This window comes from Microbulbifer elongatus (assembly GCF_020524885.1).
Classification (GTDB): Bacteria; Pseudomonadota; Gammaproteobacteria; order Pseudomonadales; family Cellvibrionaceae; genus Microbulbifer; species Microbulbifer elongatus_A.
The window spans coordinates 1-19,314 of the sequence record NZ_JAIVKJ010000007.1; the positions used below are offsets into that span (position 1 = coordinate 1).

Here is a 19,314-nt window from a genome sequence, read left to right on the forward strand (position 1 = left end):
TTAACGGTCTCTCGACAGAGGAGCCATACAGGCATCGAACTACCGCATAAAAGTCCTCTGGTGGCAGCCAGAGGTGGGCCTCAATTTTGCCCGTTTGAGAGAGCATGTAAACCATACAAACGCAGGCAGTATGCTACGGCCCTTTGGGCCTCCGCGGGACGCCCAACGCTAAGCACATTTTGTGTGGGTCGCTGCGCTCCCAGTTTTGCACAAAATGTGCATAGCATTGGTCGGCCCTACTGCGGGCGTTATGTGAGCACAAGGAAGGAGCAATGAGCGTAAACCTGAAAGAGATTGATGGGGTAAAAGTCCAGCCAAAACACTTAGCGTCATGTCATTGCGGCACTGTAAAAATCGAGCTGGATTTACCTGATGGTCTTATAGATCTTCGGCGTTGTGATTGCTCTTTATGCCGTAGGAGAGGCGCAATTGCTGCGTCAGTTTCGCTAGATGGTATTGCTGTCTTAGAAGGACATGAGAATTTAAAACTCTATCAATTCAACACCAACACGGCAAAACACTATTTTTGCGGAAATTGCGGAATTTATACACATCATCAGAGACGCTCCAATCCAACTCAATACGGGTTCAATGTGGCGTGTCTGGAGGGTATAAACCCGCTAAAGGTAGAGGGTATTCCAACTTACGATGGTGTAAACCACCCGGCGGACCGAGGGTAACCCATATAACAATCACGGGCAGTGATGCTCCGGCTCTTCGGGCCTCCGCGGACCACTTGTTTAGTACACACTCAACTCCGGAAGAACGGACACTTATCGGGCATAAGGTATGAAGACAATTGGCTTGCTTGGTGGTATGAGTTGGGAGAGCACCCTCGGTTACTACAAGGCAATAAATGAGGGGGTCAAGAGTAAGCTCGGCGGACTGCATTCGGCGAAGATCGCCATGTACAGTGTGGATTTCGAGCCTATCGAGAAGTTACAGCAAGCGGGAGATTGGAACGCCACGGCAGCAATGCTGTGCGAAGGCGCACGGCGCGTGGAGTCGGCGGGGGCGGATTTTCTGCTGATTTGTACTAACACAATGCACAAGGTCTCGGCGGACATCGAGCGGGCGATCAATATTCCGGTGCTGGATATTGCCGATGCGACTGCTGAGGTTCTGGTTGCCGAAGATATCCGCACCGTCGGCCTGTTAGGCACTGCGTTCACCATGGAGCAGGATTTTTACAAGGGCAGGTTGGCGGACAAGTACGGTCTTGATGTACTGATCCCGAACGACGATGACCGGGCAATTGTACACAGGGTGATTTACGAAGAACTGTGCCTCGGTAAAACCACGGCAGCGTCGAAGGCGGAATATTTACGAATTATCGAGGCACTGGCTTCCCGGGGAGCGGAGGCGGTGATTCTCGGCTGCACAGAGATCGGTATGTTGGTGTCGCTGGCGGATACTGAGGTGAAACTCCTGGATACCTCGGTTATTCATGCACAGCAGGCGGTTGAGCGCGCCACCGCTCAGTAACTCTTACCAAGCTTCCGGGTATTTTTCGCCCTCAGGGATTCAGGTAACGCTCGCGCAGCCATTGGCTGAACCCGTCTACTAACAGCACCAGTATTAACATCGCGAGAATAACCGTGGCGGCCTGTGCTTGCTGGAACAGGCTTAGGTGCACATACAGCATTTGCCCGAGGCCGCCGGCACCCACAAAGCCGAGTACGCTGGAAATGCGGATGTTGTTTTCCCACCGGTACAGTGTGTAGGCGGTCCACTGAGGCCAGAGGCTCGGCAGCAAACCGTAGCTGAAGGCGACGATGCGAGAGCCGCCGGCATTGCGAATTGCATTTGCGGGGGCCGCTGGTGTGTTTTCCAGGGCTTCGGCAAACAGTCGCCCGAGTACGCCGGTGGTGTGCAGTGCGATTGCGAGGGTGCCAGCATTCGGGCCGAGCCCGGCAGCGAGTACCATCAGTGCGGCCCATACCAGCTCTGGAATGGCCCGCAGGGCATTGAGCACACCGCGCGCGGCCTGCTTTGCCAGCCATCCGAAGTAACCGGCCGCGGGTAGTGAGAGCACGCACCCAAGCACTGCGGCGAGCAAGGTGCCGGTGGCGGACATGGCCAGGGTTTCCAGCGCCGCGCTGGCCACCGCCTGCAGGTGTGTGGGGGAAAAGTCAGGCTGCAGGAACTCGGCAAAATAGCTTTTGATCTGCTGCAGGCCGTCGGTCGTAAACAAGCCGGAAAAGTCGAGCGCGAGATAGCGGAAGGCGGCAACCACGGCAAAACTGACACTCGCGAGTAGCAGGAGCTTGCTAAACCCTGCAAAACGGTTACTGCGGTTTATTCGGGTTATTCGGTTCATAATAGTCGGGCACGCAGAAGCCGGCTGAGCTGGTCGGCAACCAGCACCAGTAACAGAAACACCAGCAGTATTGCGACGACTTCATCACCCGCGAACATCCTCAGCGACAGCTCCAGCTGTTGTCCCAAACCGCCAGCGCCGACAAAACCCATCACAACAGATGCGCGTAGCGCACACTCCCAGCGATAGACCGTATAGGACAGTATCTCACCGGCAGCGTTGGGGAGTACGCCGTAGAGGAATGCGCTCAAGCGGGGTGCGCCGGCAGCGAGTAGGGCATTGCCCGGGCGGCGATCAACGGATTCAAAAATCTCGGCGTACACCTTGCCGAGCATGCCGCTGTAGGTAATGGCGATCGCGAGTACACCGGCGCTGGGGCCGAGACCCAGGGCGCGCACCAAAAGCAGCGCCCACACGATCTCCGGCACGCTGCGCAGCACGATCAAACTTGCCCGCACTGGCCAGCGCGTTACGCGGGCAAGTGTGCTCGGTGAGCCATGGGATTCCATCGCCGAGCGCGAGAGCGCACGGGTTGCCAGCAGTGCTGCGCACAGGGCAGCAGGCAAGGCGAGTGCGATACCGGCCACAGCAATCGACAGGCTCTCCAGCGCGGCGCGCCACAACAGGGTGAGAAATACTGAGTCGTGCGCGGGCGGCCATGCGCCTTCGAGCAGGGAGCCCATGGCCTGCGTGCTGTCTCGGTCAAACAGCACGCTCAGATCGAGTTCGCTGAAATGTATTCCGGGCCACAGCAGTAATACTGCCAGCAGGGTTATCAGCGCCCGCGGCAACAGCGCCGGGTCGTGACCTGGCCACGGGTGAGGTGTCGCTGGCTGAATGCTGTTGTGCATAGTATGACGGTGTCTGCGTTAGCAGCGCGGGATGCTGGCTCTAGGTTTGTTGGTCTTAGGTTTGCTGTTTTGGGCGAGAATGCCCGGGCCACAATCGGCACTGCTCAGCTGTTCGTTGGCATAAAGATGGTCGAGCTCCTGTCGGCGGACGTCCGCAGTGGCCTTGTCGAACAGAATCCTGCCGTCGCGCAGGCCGACGACGCGGGGAAAATGTTTCAGCGCCAGCTCCAGGTTGTGCAGGCTGACCAAAAGTGTGGCGTGAGACTGCCGCGCCTCACGGCTAAGCAGCGTCAGGGTATGCTCGGCCAGTACCGGGTCCATGGCCGAAACCGGCTCGTCCGCCAGATAGACTTGAGGCTGTTGGTAGAGGGCGCGGGCAATGGCCACCCGCTGTAGTTCACCGCCGGAACACTGATCACAACGCTCAAACAGTTTTGTGGCCATATCGAGCCTGGCCAGGGTGCTGGTGATGTTGGCTGTATCCAGCGGGTAAAGCAGGTTGAGCAGGCTTTTCAGTCGAGACCACTGGCCAGCGCGTCCGGCAGCGACTGCGGTCAGCACGCGCTGGCGCGGCGGCAGTGGTGGGGATTGCTGAATCAGGCCGATACCTGCGCGCAATTTCTGGCGCGCACCCGAGGCCATTGCCCATGGATCACTACCGAGTACTTGCACCTGCCCGGAGGTTGGTTGTTGCGCGGTCGCCAGCAGGCGAAGCAGGGTGCTTTTACCGGCGCCGGATGGCCCGATGACCGCAAGCTGCTCACCGGGCTCCACCTGCAGGCTGACATCCGTCAGTGCGTGTTCGCGGCTGCGTTTCCCTTTACCGGGAAAGCAGACCTGCGCATCGCGCAGCATCAGACTCACTTCAGCAGGCCTACCGAGCGCGCGGCTTCTTCAATAGAGCGATAATTTTCTGGAGAGGTCGCGATAAAACGCTCCGCTGCCTGCAGGGCGAGAATGGCTTTGTGTTGCGGGTTGGCCGGGTCCAGCGCCAGAAACGCGGCTTTGATCTTCGCGGTAAGGGCCGGGTCCAGGTCGCCGCGTACGGTCCAGTTGTAGTCGAAGTAGGGCGGGGTAGTGGCCAGCACGCGCACCTTGCTTGTATCCACCTTGCCATTGGCCACCAGCTTGTCCCACACCGATGCGTTCAGTACACCGGCGTCGGCCTTGCCGGCCTGTACCCAGGCGGCGGTGGCATCGTGGGCGCCGGAGTAGGCAACGCGGCTAAAGAATTGCTCCGGCTTGATGTTGTCCTGCGCCATAAAGTATCGAGGCATCAGGCTTCCGGAGGTCGAGGAGATCGAGCCAAAAACAAAACTCTTGCCCTGCAGGTCCTGCAGGGTTTTGATGGCCGGATCGGCGGTGATGAATTTGCTGGTGAATGTCTTGTCCTGTTCACGCTGCACCAGCGGAATGGCATCGCCGGTTTTCAGTCGTGCCTGCACAAAGGTAAAACCGCCGAGCCAGGCCAGGTCGACGCGATCTGCAGCGAGGCTTTCCACTACCGCGGCGTAGTCGGTTACCGGGATAAAGCGCACGTCCATATCCAGCTGCTGTTCCAGATATTGTCCCAGCGGTGTGAATTTGCGCAGTAATTCGGTGGGGGCCTCATCGGGAATAGCGGATACCCGCAACACTTGTCGGGTGCTGTCTTTAGCAGGGTCTTCTGCATGAGCGGGCAGGGTAAGACCAAAGGCAAAAAGGATGGGCAGCAGGCACTGTGCTACCAGTGCCAGAGGGCGCTTAAACATGCGAGTTCTCCAGTTCAATAGTGGAAAAAACGATTAACGAATTTTCAGGGTCGGTTGTTCTCTCTGCCGTGTGACCGGGAGAGTGTGTTATTTATTTGGACGCTTGTGCACGCAGGTATTCAACCACTTCCCGTTGATTACCGCGAAACACGATACGCGCGGATTTCTGCTCCAGCTGATAATCGTACATGGGATCATAGTAGTCCCGCAGCAGTGCGGTGATCCACTCACGGTGGCGGTCCACGTTGCCGCTGGCCAGTTGCTGATCCAGTGCCGCCTGCATGATCGCATCCAACTCGCGGTAGCGTTCGCCACCAAGGCGTTTGGTAATGTTGGCGAGGTTCTGGCGCAGGGCGCTGGCGAAGATACCCGGGCCTTCATCGCTGCCGTGCTCGCTAACGAAGTCGTCGCACAGATCGATTACATAGTCTTTTAGAATACGCTCAACGCGTCCCTCCAAACTGTCATCGAGCCACACCAGCGGATATTCACGCATGCCCTGATGCAGGGACAACGGAATCGAACAGCGGCCGATCAGGCGGCTCTCGTCTTCCAATACAAACTGCTGCTGTCCTGCCGCGCGACGCTTGAGCAGGTCCACGGCGAGGTTGTTTTCAAAGGTGATCTGCGCCGGCTGCGGCGTTGCCCGCTTGCCGAAGGTTGAGCCGCGGTGATTGGCGTGTCCTTCCAGATCCACCGCATTGTCGAGCTGGGCGATTACTTCGGTTTTTCCGGTGCCGGTCATACCGCCCACCAGTGTGAACTGGCATTCGCGTACGGCACTTTCGATTTCTTCCAGCAGGAAGGTGCGCATTGCCTTGTAGCCGCCGGTGATGCGGGGGTATTCGATACCGGCTTCGGCGAGCCATTGCTGGCTGATCTGCGAGCGCAAGCCGCCGCGGAAACAGAACAGGTAGCCGTCGGGGTGGGCGCGGGTAAATGCCGCCCAGGCCGCGACGCGCTCGGCCTTCACTTTGCCGCCGACCAGTTCGTGGCCGAGGGCAATGGCGGCCTGCTGTCCTTTCTGCTTGTAGCAGGTGCCGACCTTCTGCCGTTCGATATCACTCATTAGTGGCAGGTTCACCGTATGCGGGAAGGAGCCTTTGTTGAATTCCACCGGCGCGCGCGTGTCGATCATCGGCACATCGTGCAGGAAGATCGCGCGGAAGTCGGCGGTGTCTGGTCTGGCTCGGCTTTTCAGGTTTTCCGCACTCATGCCACGCTCACCGCATAATCCTGTTCGGGGTTTTTGGCGTGCAGCTGGCCAATTGGCGCCAGTTGCAGGCCGAGTTCTGCGGCGGTGGCGAGAAATTCCGCTTCGCCTTCGGGCTCCACCGCCACCAACAGGCCGCCGCTGGTTTGCGGGTCCGAGAGCAGGGGTTGCTGCTGCGCGCTCGCGAGCTGCACGCGGTGGCCGTAGCTGGCGAAGTTGCGCCCGGTACCGCCGGGAATACAGCCCTCGGCCAGATAGTGCTCTACGCCATCGATACGCGGCACGGCGGCGAAATCGATGTGGGCCTGAAGGCCACTGCCATCTGCCATCTCGACAAGGTGCCCGAGCAAGCCAAACCCGGTGACGTCGGTCATGGCCTTCACCCCGGCGATGCGCGCGAAATGGCTGCCGGGGCGATTTAGCTGGCACATCAGGTCGCGGGCTACATTGGCGTCTTCAGTGCGCAGCTTGCCCTGTTTCTCGGCAGTGGTCAGCACACCGATGCCCAAGGGCTTGGTGAGGTACAGTTTGCAGCCTGCAGTTGCGGTGTCGTTGCGCTTGAGCAGGCGCTTCTCCACCACGCCGGTGACGGCGAGACCAAAAATGGGCTCCGGGGCGTCGATCGAGTGGCCCCCGGCCAGGGGAATACCGGCTTCCTCGCACACCGCGCGCCCACCGCGAATCACTTCCCGTGCCACTTCCGGTGCCAGCACATTGACCGGCCAGCCCAGAATGGCGATGGCCATCAGCGGATCGCCGCCCATGGCGTAGATGTCGCTGATGGCGTTGGTGGCGGCAATGCGGCCAAAGTCGAACGGGTCGTCGACGATCGGCATAAAGAAGTCGGTGGTGGACACCACGCCGCGCTCGTCGTCCAGCCCGTATACCGCGGCGTCGTCCCGCGACGCATTGCCCACCCACAAACGTGGATCGGCCAGCTGGGAGCCGCTGCCCGCGAGGATCTGGTCGAGTACCGACGGCGAGATCTTGCAGCCGCAGCCCGCGCCATGGCTGTACTGGGTGAGGCGCACCCGGGAGGGTGCTGTAGAGGCGGCAGGGGTGCCTGTTGAGGCTTCAGGCGTGGATTCGTTCATGGAAGCTCCGGGAGTCATTTGCACCGATTTTACCAGCCGTTGGCGCGTGGATACATTCATCGCCGGCATTTGTAAGCTCCGCTTGAATCCCCTGGAGCAATCCATTTGAATGACCGGTGAGTATATAGGCATTGCCGGCCAGTGCGCTGATCGTTAGGTGTGCTGGTTGCGGTGTTCGCTTTCGGCTTTTTCAGGCTACTTGTTGGGGTGCCATTTGTCGTTCTCGTTTCTGAACCGTGCTGTTTTTCTGACTTGCTGCCGGGTTTTACTGCTGGTTTTTGCCTGCGGTACAGGTAGCGCAATAGCCCAGGAAACCGCCAGTGGCGATCACGTCCAGGTTCGCTGGCTGGCACCGGATACTTTTGGCCCCGGCGAGGAAACCATCGGTTTCTATTTTGAGGTAGACCCAGGCTGGCATGTTTACTGGCGCAATGCCGGGGATTCCGGCGCGGCGCCGCGGTTTGATTTTGCCGGTGCCAGCGGCGAGATTGGCGACATTCTGTGGCCGTTTCCGGTGCGGCTGCCTATCGAGCACCTTACCAATCTCGGTTATGAAGGCGATGTAGCCTATCTGTTTTCCGCCACGCCCGATGCGTCGCGCATGGAAATTGTGGTGAGCCTGGAGTGGCTGGTGTGCAAGGTGGACTGCATCCCCGGTTACGGCAATATGACCCTGTCACGGCCGGTGGCGGATGCTGTGCAATGGCAGCCGCAGGACAAGGCACTGCGGGACCGTTTTGCGGCGCAGGTGCCCGTGACCGTAACCGGCGATAACTTTCCCTGGACCGTCGCCAATGTTTCCGCCGCACCCGATGGCGACACGCTGCAGCTGATACTTGAGGCGGGTGAGGGCGCGGCTGCGCCGGAGATCTTTCCGCTGGATGGCGGTTTGCTTACCGCCCGGGCGCCACAGGTAGAAAAATCAGGCGATACCATCCGCTATACCTTTCAGCGGGTGCCGGGGGCAGTGCTGACGCCGGACACCGGGTTTGTGGTCAGCGACGGTGAGCGCGCCTGGCAGCTGGACGACATTGAAATCCAAGCAGCCGCGACCAGTGCGCCCGGCTCCAGCAATGTGCCCGTGGACGGGGGCCAGCCCCTGTGGTTGCTGGTGCTCGCCGCCATTGCCGGCGGCGCTATTCTCAACCTGATGCCCTGCGTATTTCCGGTGCTGTCGATCAAGCTGTTCGGATTGGTGGGGCCGGAGGCTGCGGCTTCCGGGCGTCTCAAGGAAGGATTACGTTACGCCGCCGGAGTGCTGGTGACCTTCGCCGCACTGGGCGCGCTGCTGCTGGTACTGCGTGCGGGTGGTGCGGCCATCGGTTGGGGTTTCCAGTTGCAGTCAGCGCCGGTGGTGCTGGGGCTGATCCTGTTGTTCTGGGTCATGGCGCTGTCGTTCAGCGGCCTGTATGAATTCGGCCACCACCTGATGAACCTGGCGGGCAACAGCCGCGGTGGTGCCTTTGTCACCGGGGTACTGGCGGTATTCGTCGCCGCGCCCTGCACCGGTCCGTTTATGGGCGCGGCGCTAGGGGCGGCCACGTTATTGCCGGCCTATGGCGCCATGGCAATTTTCCTCGGTCTTGGTGTCGGCCTGGCGCTGCCGTTTGTGTTGCTGTGCGCGTTTCCGGCGTTGCTCAATCGCCTGCCGGCACCGGGCCCCTGGATGGAGACATTGCGACAGTTCCTCGCCTTCCCGCTGTATGCCACGGTAATCTGGTTGCTGTGGGTGCTCGGCCGTCTTGTGGGTGAGAGCGGCTGGCTGATTGGCGCCATGTTGATGCTGGCGGTAGTGTTTGCCTTCTGGCTTGGGCGCCACCAATTCCGCGGTAGCCGCTGGCTTGCCTGGGGCCTGGTATTGGCCGCGCTGGTGATGAGTTTTGGCGCGGCCAACAAACTGCAACAAAATGGCAGCGGATCAAAGGCTGCTCAGGTGACCTCAGATCAAGGCTGGCAGCCCTACAATCGCAACGCGATTGGCCAGGCGCTGGCGCGGAATCAAGCGGTATTTATTGACTATACCGCTGCCTGGTGCATTACCTGCCAGGTGAACAAAAAGCTGGTGCTGGAGTCCGAAGAAGTCGAGACACTGTTCCGCGAAAACGATGTGTATCTGGTGCGTGCGGACTGGACCGATCAGGACCCGGAGATTACCCGAGCATTGGGGGAACTGGGACGCAACTCGGTACCGGTGTATGCCTGGTATGCACCGGGAGAAAGGGAGCCAGTGTTGCTGCCGCAGATTCTGCAAGCAGAAATGATAGAAGCACTTTTCACCGATGAATAATTGTTTGTTCAACCAAAGAGGATACGCAATCGTGAATACTCAGGGTACGAGTGGTAAACGTTCTTTCCGTAAACTCCTGGGCGGCGTCGCCCTGTTCGCGTTACCGGCGCTGGCACTGGCCGTTGCGGTGCCGGGCGAAAAAGCACCGGATTTCAGTGAGGTGGATGCGGCCGGTGAAGTCCGCAGCCTGAAGGACTACGAGGGGCAGTGGCTGGTACTGGAGTGGTTCAATAAGGACTGCCCCTATGTGAAAAAACACTATGGCAGCGGCAATATGCAGGCGCTGCAGAAAAAATACACCGACCAGGACATTAACTGGCTGACGGTGATTTCCTCTGCGAAAGGCAAGCAGGGTTATCTGGAACCGGCGCAGGCGCTGGAAGTGGCAAAAAGCCATAACCTGAGTGCCAGCGCCCCCTTCCTGCTGGATGCCGATGGCAGCATGGGGCGCGCCTATGGTGCCAAGACCACGCCGCATATGTTTATCATCAATCCGGAAGGTGAGGTGGTTTATGCCGGCGCTATCGATGATAACGACTCTGCCAACCCCGCGGTGATTCCAAAATCCGCCAACTATGTGGCGACGGCACTGGACGAGTCCATGGCTGGCAAAGCGGTGAAAACTGCTTCATCGCGTGCCTATGGTTGTAGCGTAAAATACTGATTATTCAGGCATGTAAAGAAAAAGGGCTCCGCTTGCGGAGCCCTTTTTTGTTTGTAGCGTTCGCGCGTTACAGAGTACTCAGGGTTTCGGTCATGGCGCGAGTCAGGTGCGTCAGGTCTTCGGACTCGATAATGTACGGCGGCATGGTGTACACCAGCTTGCCAAAAGGTCGTAGCCAAACGCCGCGCTTGATCAGGCTTTCCTGCAGCGTACGGTTATCCACAGGCTGTTTCATTTCCACGACACCAATTGCCCCGAGCACGCGCACGTCGGCTACGCCAGCCGCACTTTTCAATGGTTCCAGCTCTTTTTTCAGCTGGGTTTCAATCTTCTGTACTTGCTGTTGCCAATTGCGTTGCAACAGCAATTCGATGCTTGCATTGGCTACCGCACACGCCATGGGGTTACCCATGAATGTTGGGCCGTGCATAAACACCCCAGCTTCGCCGGTACAGATACCGTTGGCGACCTTATCGGTGCAGAGGGTGGCGGCCATGGTCATGGTGCCGCCGGTGAGGGCTTTGCCGAGAGTGAGGATGTCGGGGCAGATATCTGCGTGCTCGCAGGCAAACATTTTGCCGCTGCGGCCAAAGCCGGTGGCAATTTCGTCGGCAATCAGCAGCAGGTCGTATTGATCGCAGAGGTCGCGGACTTTGCGTAAATACGCCGGGGAATAAAAGCGCATGCCACCGGCGCCCTGGACGATGGGCTCGAGGATTACTGCGGCCAGTTGCGGGTGGTTCTGTTCGATCAGTTGTTGCAGTTCGGCGATGTCTTCATCACTACAGGGTTGGTCGAACTTTGGTTCTGGCGCGGGGGCAAAAATATGCTGGGTAAGCTGGCTGGCGAACAGGTGGTGCATGCCGTTTACCGGGTCGCAGGTGGCCATGGCGCCAAAGGTGTCGCCGTGGTAGCCGTTGCGCAGTGCCAGCAGCCGGTTTTTTTCCGGTTTTCCCTGGGATTGCCAGTATTGCAGGGCCATTTTTATGGCGACTTCGACGGAGACGGAGCCGGAGTCGGCGAGAAAGACTTTCTGCAGGGGCTCGGGAGTGAGCTCGACGAGCTTTTTGCAGAGTTCGATGGCGGGTTCATGGGTGAGGCCGCCGAACATGACGTGACTCATTTTTTCCATCTGGCTTTGCATGGCGGCGTTCAGTTCGGGAACGTTGTAGCCGTGCAGGGTGCTCCACCAGGAACTCATGCCGTCGATCAGTCCGCGGCCGTCTTCCAGAAAGATTCTTATCCCCTCTGCTTTTGCGATGGGGTAAACCGGTGGGGGATTGATCAGGGAGGAATAGGGGTGCCAGATATGGTTTTTGTCGAACTCTAAATCCATCATGGTTTTTGTGGGTGGTGTTCTTTTACAGGTGGATGGCGGCCGGTCGCCGGGTATTCATTTTCAGAACCGCTGTGTATACATCCCTGTACGCTGCGTCGGCGACGTCCCTGTCGCCGACGCTTCTGAAAATGAATCCCCAGCGCCCGGCCTTCTCATTTAAGTCTTGTACTTCGTAAGCGGGTTCTACGTCGTCATTCTGGCGAAGGCCAGAATCCAGCGCTACGAAAGTCGTGTCACGCTAGCTCGCGCAACACTTTCAGCGGTGGCTGACTAACCGCACTGCGACACGCCAGCGTTCCGGCGGTGCCAACAAGCAACGCACCCACAAGCGGGCCGAGTATCCACAACCCCGGGTGAAAGTTAAACGGCAACTCAAACACGCGCTGTGAAAGCACCGCCAGTGTCGCCTCAGTACCAAAAGCTGCAAGCAGTCCCGCGGCAATTCCCAGTAATCCGAATTCGATCATCAGGCTGCGAATAAGCAGTTGCCGGCGGCCGCCCAGTGTGCGGATGACGGCGGCTTCCTGCAAGCGTTCGGCGATGCTGGCGCGTACGCCGGCGATCAGCACCAGTACCCCGGCGATGAGCATGAGGGCAAGGACGGATTCGATGGCGATGGCGACCTGGCCGATGGTTTCGCGGATGTTTTCCAGGATCTTGTCCAGTTCGATGATGCTGACGCTGGGGAAGTTTTTCACCAGTTCGTTGACGAACAGTTTGTCTTCCGGCGGCAGGTAGAAGCTCTGGATGTAGGTGGCCGGGAAGTTGTCGAGGCTTCCGGGGGCGAACAGCATGAAGAAGTTGGGGCGCATGCTGTTCCAGTCGAGGGTGCGCAGGCTGGTGATGGTGGATTCAGTCTCCAGACCGCCAATGGAGAAGCGCAGCACATCGCCCATTTCCAGGCCAAGGCGCGCGGCGACTTCGACTTCGACCGATACGCCCTCGGTGAGATTTTCATTCCACCATTCGCCGGCGACGATTTTGTTGTCGGCGGGGAGGGTGTCGGTCCAGCTGAGGTTGAGTTCGCGGCGGATGGCGCCGTCGGTGTTTTCGCGCTCGGTGACCGGGGTGCCGTTCACGGCGATCAGGCGGCCGCGCACCATGGGATAGAACTCGGTGCCCTCGAGATTCTTGTCTTCCACTTTCTGTTTTACACCGTCCAGTTCGTAGGGGGCGATGTTGACGAGGAAGTGGTTGGGGGCGTTTTCCGGCAGCTGCATTTTCCATTCGTCGATCAGCGCGGTGCGCGCGTAGAACATGGCGAGCATGGCGAGCAGGCCGGTGCCGAAGGCGGCGATCAGCAGGGTGTTAAAGCCGGCGCGGCGCTGCAGGCTGCCAAGTGCGATACGCCAGCTGCCGCCGAGGGCGGCGAGTCTGCCGCGGACCAGCAGGCGATTTACCACGGCACTGCCGGCGACCAGCAGGCCGAGTCCGGCGAGCAGGGCGGCGGTGGTGGCGAGACTGCCGGAGAGCCACCAGATCAGCAGCAGCATGGACAGCGGCCCGGGGATGAGCCCGAACCATTCGCGTTTGTCCGGGTTGCTCCAGTCCTGGCGCAGGGTCTGCATCGGGTCGGTCTGGGCGAGACGGAACAGGGGCGGCAGGGCAAAGCCGATAACACAGGCGAGGCCGGTGGCGATACCCACCAGCAGTGGCTGCCAGCTGCTTGGCGGTGGCGTGACCGGGAAGAAGCCGGCGAGCAGGTTTACCGCCTGGGACTGCACGAAGGATCCAATGGCGAGGCCGGCTACGGTGGCGATGATGGCGAGCGCGCTCATCTGGCCGAGATAGATACCGAGGATTTTGTTTTTGCCGGCGCCGAGGCTTTTCATGACCGCCACATAGTTGGCATGGCGCAGGCCATAGCGGCGCGCGGCGAGGCCGACGGCGACGCTGGCCAGCAGCACTGCGAGGCTGGCTGCCAGGTAGAGGAAGCTCTCGGCGCGCTCGAGGGTTTTGGCAACCCGTGGCTGGCCTTCTTTCAGGTCGGTGATGTGTTCGTGCAGGGTGAGTTTGGGGCGCAGCCACGTGAGATAGCTTTCCAGTGCGGCGTCGTCACCGGCCAGCAGGTAGCGGTAATTTACGCGGCTGCCGGGCTGCAGAATGTTGGTGGCGGCGAGGTCGCTGGTGTGCATCATCACTCGCGCACCCATGGAAAACAGGTTGGCGCCACGGTCCGGTTCGTGGTCGATGATGCCGTCGATAGTGAAGCTGCCGTCGCCCAGCTGTAGCTGGTCACCGATCTCCAGTTGCATCAGGGGTAGCAGGCGGGCCTCCAGCCAAACGTTGCCTGGGCGCGGGCCTTGCTGCACGACTTTTGATTGGGCTTCGACCTGCGCACGCATTTCCAGGTGGCCCACCAATGGGTAGCCGTCACTTACTGCTTTTACCGAGGCAAACTGGAATTCGTCGCCAGCGGAGAGCATGGAGGCGAAGGTGACGGTTTTGGCGCGTTCCAGCCCGAGGTCGTCAGCCTTGTCCAGCCATTCCTGGGGTACTTCCTTGCTGCTTTTCAGCACCCGCTCGGCGGCCAGAAAACTCTGGGACTGGATGTGCATGGCCCGGGTCAGGCGGTCGGAGAAGTGGGCGATGGCGGTGACGCAGCTTACCGCCAGGATCAGCGCAGTGGCGATCAGCGCAAGCTCGCCGCCGCGCCAGTCGCGGCCGAGTAGTCGGAGTGGCAGCATCAGGCGGACACCTCCGCCTGATCACCGAAGTAGCTGTCCGGGATATCGGCAGTGGTAATTTCGCCCGCGGCCATGCGCAGGTGGGCACCGCAGCGTTCGGCGAGTCGTTGTTCGTGAGTTACCAGCACCAGGGTGGTGCCGGTCTCGGCGTTGAGGTTGAACAGCAGGTCGATCACCTTTTCGCCGTTGTGGGCGTCGAGGCTGCCGGTGGGTTCGTCGGCGAACAGAATGCCATTGCCGGTGTCTTTATCATTGCCGGCGATACTACAAAACGCGCGGGCAATGGCGACCCGCTGTTGCTCGCCGCCAGAGAGCTGGCGCGGGTAGTGGTGGAGGCGGTGGCCGAGGCCAACGCGCTCGAGGAATTCCTCGGCCCGTTTGCCGGCGTTGCGCTCACCGCGAAGTTCGCTCGGCAGCATGACGTTTTCCCGCGCGGTGAGGCCGGGCAGCAGCTGGAAGGTCTGGAATACGAAGCCGACACAGCGGGCGCGCAGTGCGGCGCGCTGCTCTTCGTCCATGGCGGTGATGTCTTCGCCGGCGAGCCAGATCTTGCCCTCGGTGGGGCGGTCGAGACCGGCGAGCAGGCCCAGCAGGGTGGATTTGCCGGAGCCGGAGGCGCCGGTAATGGCAAGGCTCTGGCCGGCAGGGAGTTGCAGGGAAATGTCGTTCAGCAAGGTAAGTGGGCCTTCACTGGTGCTGACGCGGTGGTGGAGATTTTCGGCTTTGAGCATCACTGACATGGAAAGTCCCTGAAAATTCGGCAAAATGTGCTTTAGATTCGTAGTGGAGAGTATGACATGGCGGCAGTTTTTTTCCGGGCTTTTGCGGCCGATTTTGTCCCGCGTGGCCTGCTGTTCGTCGCGCTGGTCACATCTTTGTACGCAGGCTTTGTGCGGGCGGATGGCTCAGTGGGTGCGGCGGATGCTGCCGATGAGAAACAGACACTGGTGATTCTGGGGGACAGTATCAGTGCGGCCTACGGCCTGGATGAGCGCGAGGGCTGGGTACAGTTGTTGCGCAAGCGGCTGGCGGATAGGAGTCTGGCGGTTGATGTGGTGAATGCCAGTATTAGCGGTGAGACGTCCGCCGGTGGGCTGACCCGCTTGCCGCGGCTGCTGGCCGAACATTCGCCGGACTACCTGGTGGTGGAGCTTGGCGGTAACGATGGCCTGCGCGGCTACCCGCCACGGATGTTACAGAGCAATCTCCAGCAGATGGTGAAGCTGGCCCGGGAGGGCGGCGCTGAAGTGCTGTTGCTGGGTATGCAGATGCCGCCGAACTACGGCAAGGCGTATACCAAGGCGTTTGCGGCGGTGTACCCGAAGGTGGCGGCGGCAGAGCAGGTGCCTTTGATTCCGTTCTTCCTGGAGCCGGTGGCGCTGGAGGAAGGGGCGATGCAGACGGATGGCATTCATCCGACGGCAAAGGCGCAGCCGGCACTGCTGGAGCATGTGTGGCCCTGTCTGGAAGCCATATTGAAAGGCAATGAGGACGTTCGGTCCGATAGCCTGTGCACTTCTTGATCGGAAAGCGTACAATCGCGACCTGATTTTTCCCGGGGCCCTTTAATTTGGGGCTCCGTAGGTGGTTTCGCTTCGTAGCTGGTTCGGTGGCGGCACTGCTGCCGGGCAAGCCTTTGCGGGACACGCTACGAGTTCATCCATGAACGCTCGGCTGTGGCCATCCATGGCCACAGACGGTCCCGCAAAGGCTTGCCCGGCATCAGTGCCTTCGCATCCGAGTTTGAGCTTCGTACTCATATTTTTGTAAGTTGGGCAAAGCGGTAAGCGCCCCCAACTTCGCGCCCAACAAATTGCTGTTCTGTATTTGAGATTTACCCCATGTCTGATCTGGAAAACCGCCGCGAGCGGCTGGAATTCAACAAGCTGCAAAAGCGTCTGCGCCGCAATGTGGGCAAGGCGATCGCTGACTTCAATATGATTGAAGAGGGCGACAAGGTGATGGTGTGCCTGTCGGGCGGTAAGGATTCCTATGCGATGCTGGAAATCCTGATGAACCTGCAGAAGACGGCACCGGTGCACTTTGAGCTGGTGGCGGTGAATATGGATCAGAAGCAGCCGGGTTTCCCGGAGCATATTCTGCCGGAGTATCTGCAGTCCATCGGGGTGCCGTACCACATTGTGAATAAAGACACTTACAGTGTGGTGAAAGAGGTGGTGCCGGAAGGTAAAACCACGTGTGGACTCTGCTCCCGTCTGCGCCGCGGCACCCTCTATGGTTTTGCCGAGGAGATTGGTGCGACCAAGGTGGCACTGGGGCACCATAAAGACGATATCGTCGAGACGCTGTTTCTGAATATGTTTTACGGTGGTCGCCTGAAGGCGATGCCGCCGAAACTGCGGGCGGATGATGGGCGCAATATTGTGATTCGTCCGCTGGCGTATTGCCGCGAGTCGGACCTGGTGGATTTTGCCGAGTACAAGAATTTCCCAATCATTCCGTGCAACCTGTGCGGGAGTCAGGAGAATCTGCAGCGGCAGATGATCAAGGGTATGTTGAATGACTGGGACAAGAAGTTTCCCGGTCGTAGCGATAATATCTTCGCGGCATTGACCAGGGTTTCGCCGTCACAGCTGGCGGACCGGGATCTGTACGATTTCGAGAGCCTCGAGCTGGACCGTTCTAAACCCGCGCCTGAGGTGGACGCGCGCGCGATCGAGCAGTACGTGGACTCCTGGATTCCTGCCGATGCGCGTGAGGAGAAGGTTGAGCCGGTGCAGCCGATGTATATCGAGGCGCGCAACCTGTAGTCGACGGCGGTTCGTCTTCTTCGATTAACAGGGTATCGTTGTTCGCAGCCGTGGCATTTGCCGCGGCTGTTTTGGTTTTGGGGTCCAGTTTTTTCTCGGGATTGATCAGTTTGCTATAGCTGTCCACAAAATCCCGCAAGCTGGCGCTGGGGCCGTGGTGGAAGTGTTTTTTCCACAGTTTTGCCATTTTAGGCAGATCGGTACTTTCCACTTTGTCCACACCGGCGGCGCGATAGATCAGCCAGGCGATGGCAGTGGCGTAGCGCAGGTTGGTGGCGAGCTCTGCGTGGGGGTGTTGGAGGAAATCTCGCTGGCTGGCGAGTCCGCGCACTTTGGAGGCGAGAGCCGGGAAGTTGATCAGGTATTTATCCCAGACTTGTCGATGGGTGCTGGGAAGTATCTGGAATATCCCCATGCCGTGGCGGCTACCCAGTTTGAGGTGAAACCCGAGCTCGGATTCCTGCGCTGCGGTGCCAAGTAAAAGGGCTTCCATACCCGGTGACCAGGCACGTAACTGCTTTAGTGTGGGACGAACGACGAGCATGCGCAGTTCGTTCAGACAAATACCCATAATGCTTTTAAGGTTCCCTTACTACCTGTTCGGAAAGTGCCGCTCCATAGCGTTTTCAATACGTTATCGAAGTTCGTGTTTTACATGTTCATCGCGTTGCCGAGGTATGCTTTCACGCAACTCATACCCATGGTTTAGTTTGCGGATTGAGCAAACGCCAGCAAATGGGTAGATTTACGCGCAATAAAGACCAATAACGCCGGATTCAGCATACGCTTCAGCGAAGCGTGGCTTTATCTGCCAATTCTGACGGGGAAATCTACATGTCCGGACAGTGGCTTGTCGCCTTAACGTTTATTGCCTATCTGGCCCTGATTGTTGTCATTGGCGTTTACGCCTACCAGCGCACCAAAAATGCCAGTGATTACTTTCTGGGTGGCCGCTCTCTGCCGCCGGCGGTAGCGGCGCTCAGTGCGGGGGCATCGGATATGAGCGGCTGGCTGCTGCTGGGCCTGCCCGGCGCTGCCTATGCGAGTGGTCTCTCTTCCGGGTGGATCGCCATTGGCCTGTTCAGCGGCATCCTGCTGAGCTGGGTCACCATGGCGAGACGCCTGCGAATTTATACCTATGCGCTGGACGATTCGCTGACGGTGCCGGCCTACCTGCACCGTCGTTTCAATATGGGGCACCCTTACCTGCGTACAATCTGTGCGTTTTTCATTCTGCTGTTTTTTCTGTTTTATGTGGCGTCCGGACTGATCGCGGGCGGCAAGTTGTTTGAAACGGTATTTGGCTGGGACTATCAGTGGGCGGTGGTGATTGGTGCTATCGCCGTCATTTCCTACACGCTATTTGGTGGCTTCCTGGCGGTGAGCTGGACCGACGTATTTCAGGGGCTGTTGATGAGTCTGGCGCTGGTGATCGTGCCCGTCATGGTGATTTCGGACGAGGGTGGCCTGGGCAGCGCGGTTGCATCCATGCGTCAGCAGCATCCGGAGCTGATGCACTGGATGACCGACAGCTCCGGCACGGCGCTGGGCGTCGCGGCCATTCTGAGTTCTCTTGCGTGGGGCCTGGGTTATTTCGGCCAGCCGCACATTCTGGCGCGCTTCAAGGCGCTTAGGCACCCGGACGACATGCCAGTGGCCGCTACGGTAGCGGCGGTCTGGTCTCTGGCGGGTTTTCTCGGCGCCATGTGTGTCGGCCTGTTTGGTCATCTGGAGCTGGCGCAGACGCTGCCGGACGGCGAGCGTATTTTCATGGCGTTGGTGGAGTCCCTGTTCCACCCCCTGGTTGCCGGCATTCTGCTGGCGGCGATCCTGTCAGCGATCATGAGTACGGCGGATTCCCAGCTTTTGGTATCGTCGGCGGCGCTGGCGGAAGATATTTACCACGTGTGGTTTGGCAAAAAGGCCAGTTCGGAAAGTATCGTGAAGGTGGGCCGCTGGGCGGTGGTGGCGTTGTCGCTGATTGCGGTCGGTGTGGCCATGGACCCGGATTCCAAGGTGCTCGACGTGGTGGCCTATGCGTGGGCAGGGTTGGGCGCGGCATTTGGCCCGACGATACTGATTAGCCTGTTCTGGTCGCGAATGACCGGTGCAGGCGCGATTGCCGGGGTACTCGTCGGGGGTATAACCGTTGTTGTCTGGAAACAGCTCTCGGGTGGCCTATTCGATATATACGAGCTGTTGCCCGGCTTTGTGCTCTCCGCAGCTGCTATTGTTTTAGTAAGTGCTTTGACGCATTGCCCCGACGAAATATCAACGCGCCACCGTCAGTTGCTGGGGCAAAAGCAGTAATCGATCATCGCACATGCGCAGGACTGC

The 19,314-nt window shown here is 59.4% G+C and carries 16 protein-coding genes; 7 read left to right on the top strand and 9 right to left on the bottom strand.

The annotated features are described in order from the left end of the window. The first annotated feature begins 272 nt into the window (after positions 1-272). A complete protein-coding gene (locus LC059_RS17120; protein WP_226705093.1) occupies positions 273-680 on the top strand; it encodes a GFA family protein in 408 nt (135 codons plus the stop codon). 109 nt (positions 681-789) lie between these two features. After that, positions 790-1,485: an aspartate/glutamate racemase family protein gene (locus tag LC059_RS17125; protein WP_226705094.1), complete on the top strand. Its 696-nt coding sequence runs from the start codon at positions 790-792 to the stop codon at positions 1,483-1,485. A gap of 31 nt (positions 1,486-1,516) precedes the next feature. Here the strand turns inward: LC059_RS17125 and phnE are convergent, their stop codons facing one another. The 6 genes from phnE to selD form a co-directional block, all read right to left on the bottom strand. Then, positions 1,517-2,320 carry a phosphonate ABC transporter, permease protein PhnE gene (phnE, locus tag LC059_RS17130; RefSeq protein WP_226705095.1) on the bottom strand — a complete coding sequence of 268 codons (804 nt, stop codon included), beginning with the start codon at positions 2,318-2,320 and terminating at the stop codon, positions 1,517-1,519. Further along, positions 2,317-3,171, bottom strand: a complete 855-nt coding sequence (locus LC059_RS17135; RefSeq protein WP_226705096.1) for a PhnE/PtxC family ABC transporter permease — start codon at positions 3,169-3,171, stop codon at positions 2,317-2,319. Before LC059_RS17135 ends, phnE begins: the two co-directional genes overlap by 4 nt. 18 nt (positions 3,172-3,189) lie before the next feature. Then, positions 3,190-4,026 carry a phosphonate ABC transporter ATP-binding protein gene (locus LC059_RS17140; RefSeq protein ID WP_226705139.1) on the bottom strand — a complete coding sequence of 279 codons (837 nt, stop codon included), beginning with the start codon at positions 4,024-4,026 and terminating at the stop codon, positions 3,190-3,192. Between the two features lie 5 nt (positions 4,027-4,031). Further along, complete coding sequence (locus tag LC059_RS17145) at positions 4,032-4,922, bottom strand: putative selenate ABC transporter substrate-binding protein (protein ID WP_226705097.1); 891 nt, start codon at positions 4,920-4,922, stop codon at positions 4,032-4,034. 91 nt (positions 4,923-5,013) lie between these two features. Continuing rightward, positions 5,014-6,138 (bottom strand): tRNA 2-selenouridine(34) synthase MnmH, encoded by a 1,125-nt coding sequence (gene mnmH, locus LC059_RS17150; protein ID WP_226705098.1) that lies wholly within the window; start codon positions 6,136-6,138, stop codon positions 5,014-5,016. Further along, the gene (selD, locus tag LC059_RS17155; protein ID WP_226705099.1) at positions 6,135-7,229 is read right to left on the bottom strand and encodes a selenide, water dikinase SelD; all 1,095 of its coding nucleotides are present in this window, start codon (positions 7,227-7,229) and stop codon (positions 6,135-6,137) included. The genes mnmH and selD overlap by 4 nt, the downstream gene beginning before the upstream one ends. 214 nt (positions 7,230-7,443) lie before the next feature. Here selD and LC059_RS17160 point away from each other — a divergent pair, with 214 nt between their 5' ends. Next, positions 7,444-9,516, top strand: a complete 2,073-nt coding sequence (locus LC059_RS17160) for a protein-disulfide reductase DsbD family protein (RefSeq protein ID WP_226705100.1) — start codon at positions 7,444-7,446, stop codon at positions 9,514-9,516. A 31-nt stretch (positions 9,517-9,547) separates the two neighbouring features. Then, positions 9,548-10,180: a thioredoxin family protein gene (locus tag LC059_RS17165; protein WP_226705101.1), complete on the top strand. Its 633-nt coding sequence runs from the start codon at positions 9,548-9,550 to the stop codon at positions 10,178-10,180. Positions 10,181-10,247: 67 nt separating this feature from the next. Here LC059_RS17165 and bioA read toward each other — a convergent pair whose 3' ends face one another. The 3 genes from bioA to LC059_RS17180 all read right to left on the bottom strand — a co-directional run bounded on the left by bioA (position 10,248) and on the right by LC059_RS17180 (position 14,946). Next, positions 10,248-11,519, bottom strand: coding sequence for an adenosylmethionine--8-amino-7-oxononanoate transaminase (gene bioA, locus LC059_RS17170; protein WP_226705102.1), 1,272 nt, complete (start codon positions 11,517-11,519; stop codon positions 10,248-10,250). A 233-nt stretch (positions 11,520-11,752) separates the two neighbouring features. Then, a complete protein-coding gene (locus LC059_RS17175; protein ID WP_226705103.1) occupies positions 11,753-14,206 on the bottom strand; it encodes an ABC transporter permease in 2,454 nt (817 codons plus the stop codon). Further along, positions 14,206-14,946 (bottom strand): ABC transporter ATP-binding protein, encoded by a 741-nt coding sequence (locus LC059_RS17180; RefSeq protein ID WP_226705104.1) that lies wholly within the window; start codon positions 14,944-14,946, stop codon positions 14,206-14,208. Before LC059_RS17180 ends, LC059_RS17175 begins: the two co-directional genes overlap by 1 nt. Positions 14,947-15,003: 57 nt before the next feature. Here LC059_RS17180 and LC059_RS17185 point away from each other — a divergent pair, with 57 nt between their 5' ends. From LC059_RS17185 to putP, 3 genes are all read left to right on the top strand, one after another. After that, positions 15,004-15,729, top strand: coding sequence for an arylesterase (locus LC059_RS17185; protein ID WP_319005130.1), 726 nt, complete (start codon positions 15,004-15,006; stop codon positions 15,727-15,729). A gap of 318 nt (positions 15,730-16,047) precedes the next feature. Next, positions 16,048-16,977, top strand: a complete 930-nt coding sequence (gene ttcA, locus LC059_RS17190) for a tRNA 2-thiocytidine(32) synthetase TtcA (protein ID WP_226705105.1) — start codon at positions 16,048-16,050, stop codon at positions 16,975-16,977. An 834-nt stretch (positions 16,978-17,811) separates the two neighbouring features. Beyond that, a complete protein-coding gene (gene putP, locus LC059_RS17195) occupies positions 17,812-19,287 on the top strand; it encodes a sodium/proline symporter PutP (protein ID WP_226705106.1) in 1,476 nt (491 codons plus the stop codon). Positions 19,288-19,314 lie beyond the last annotated feature (27 nt).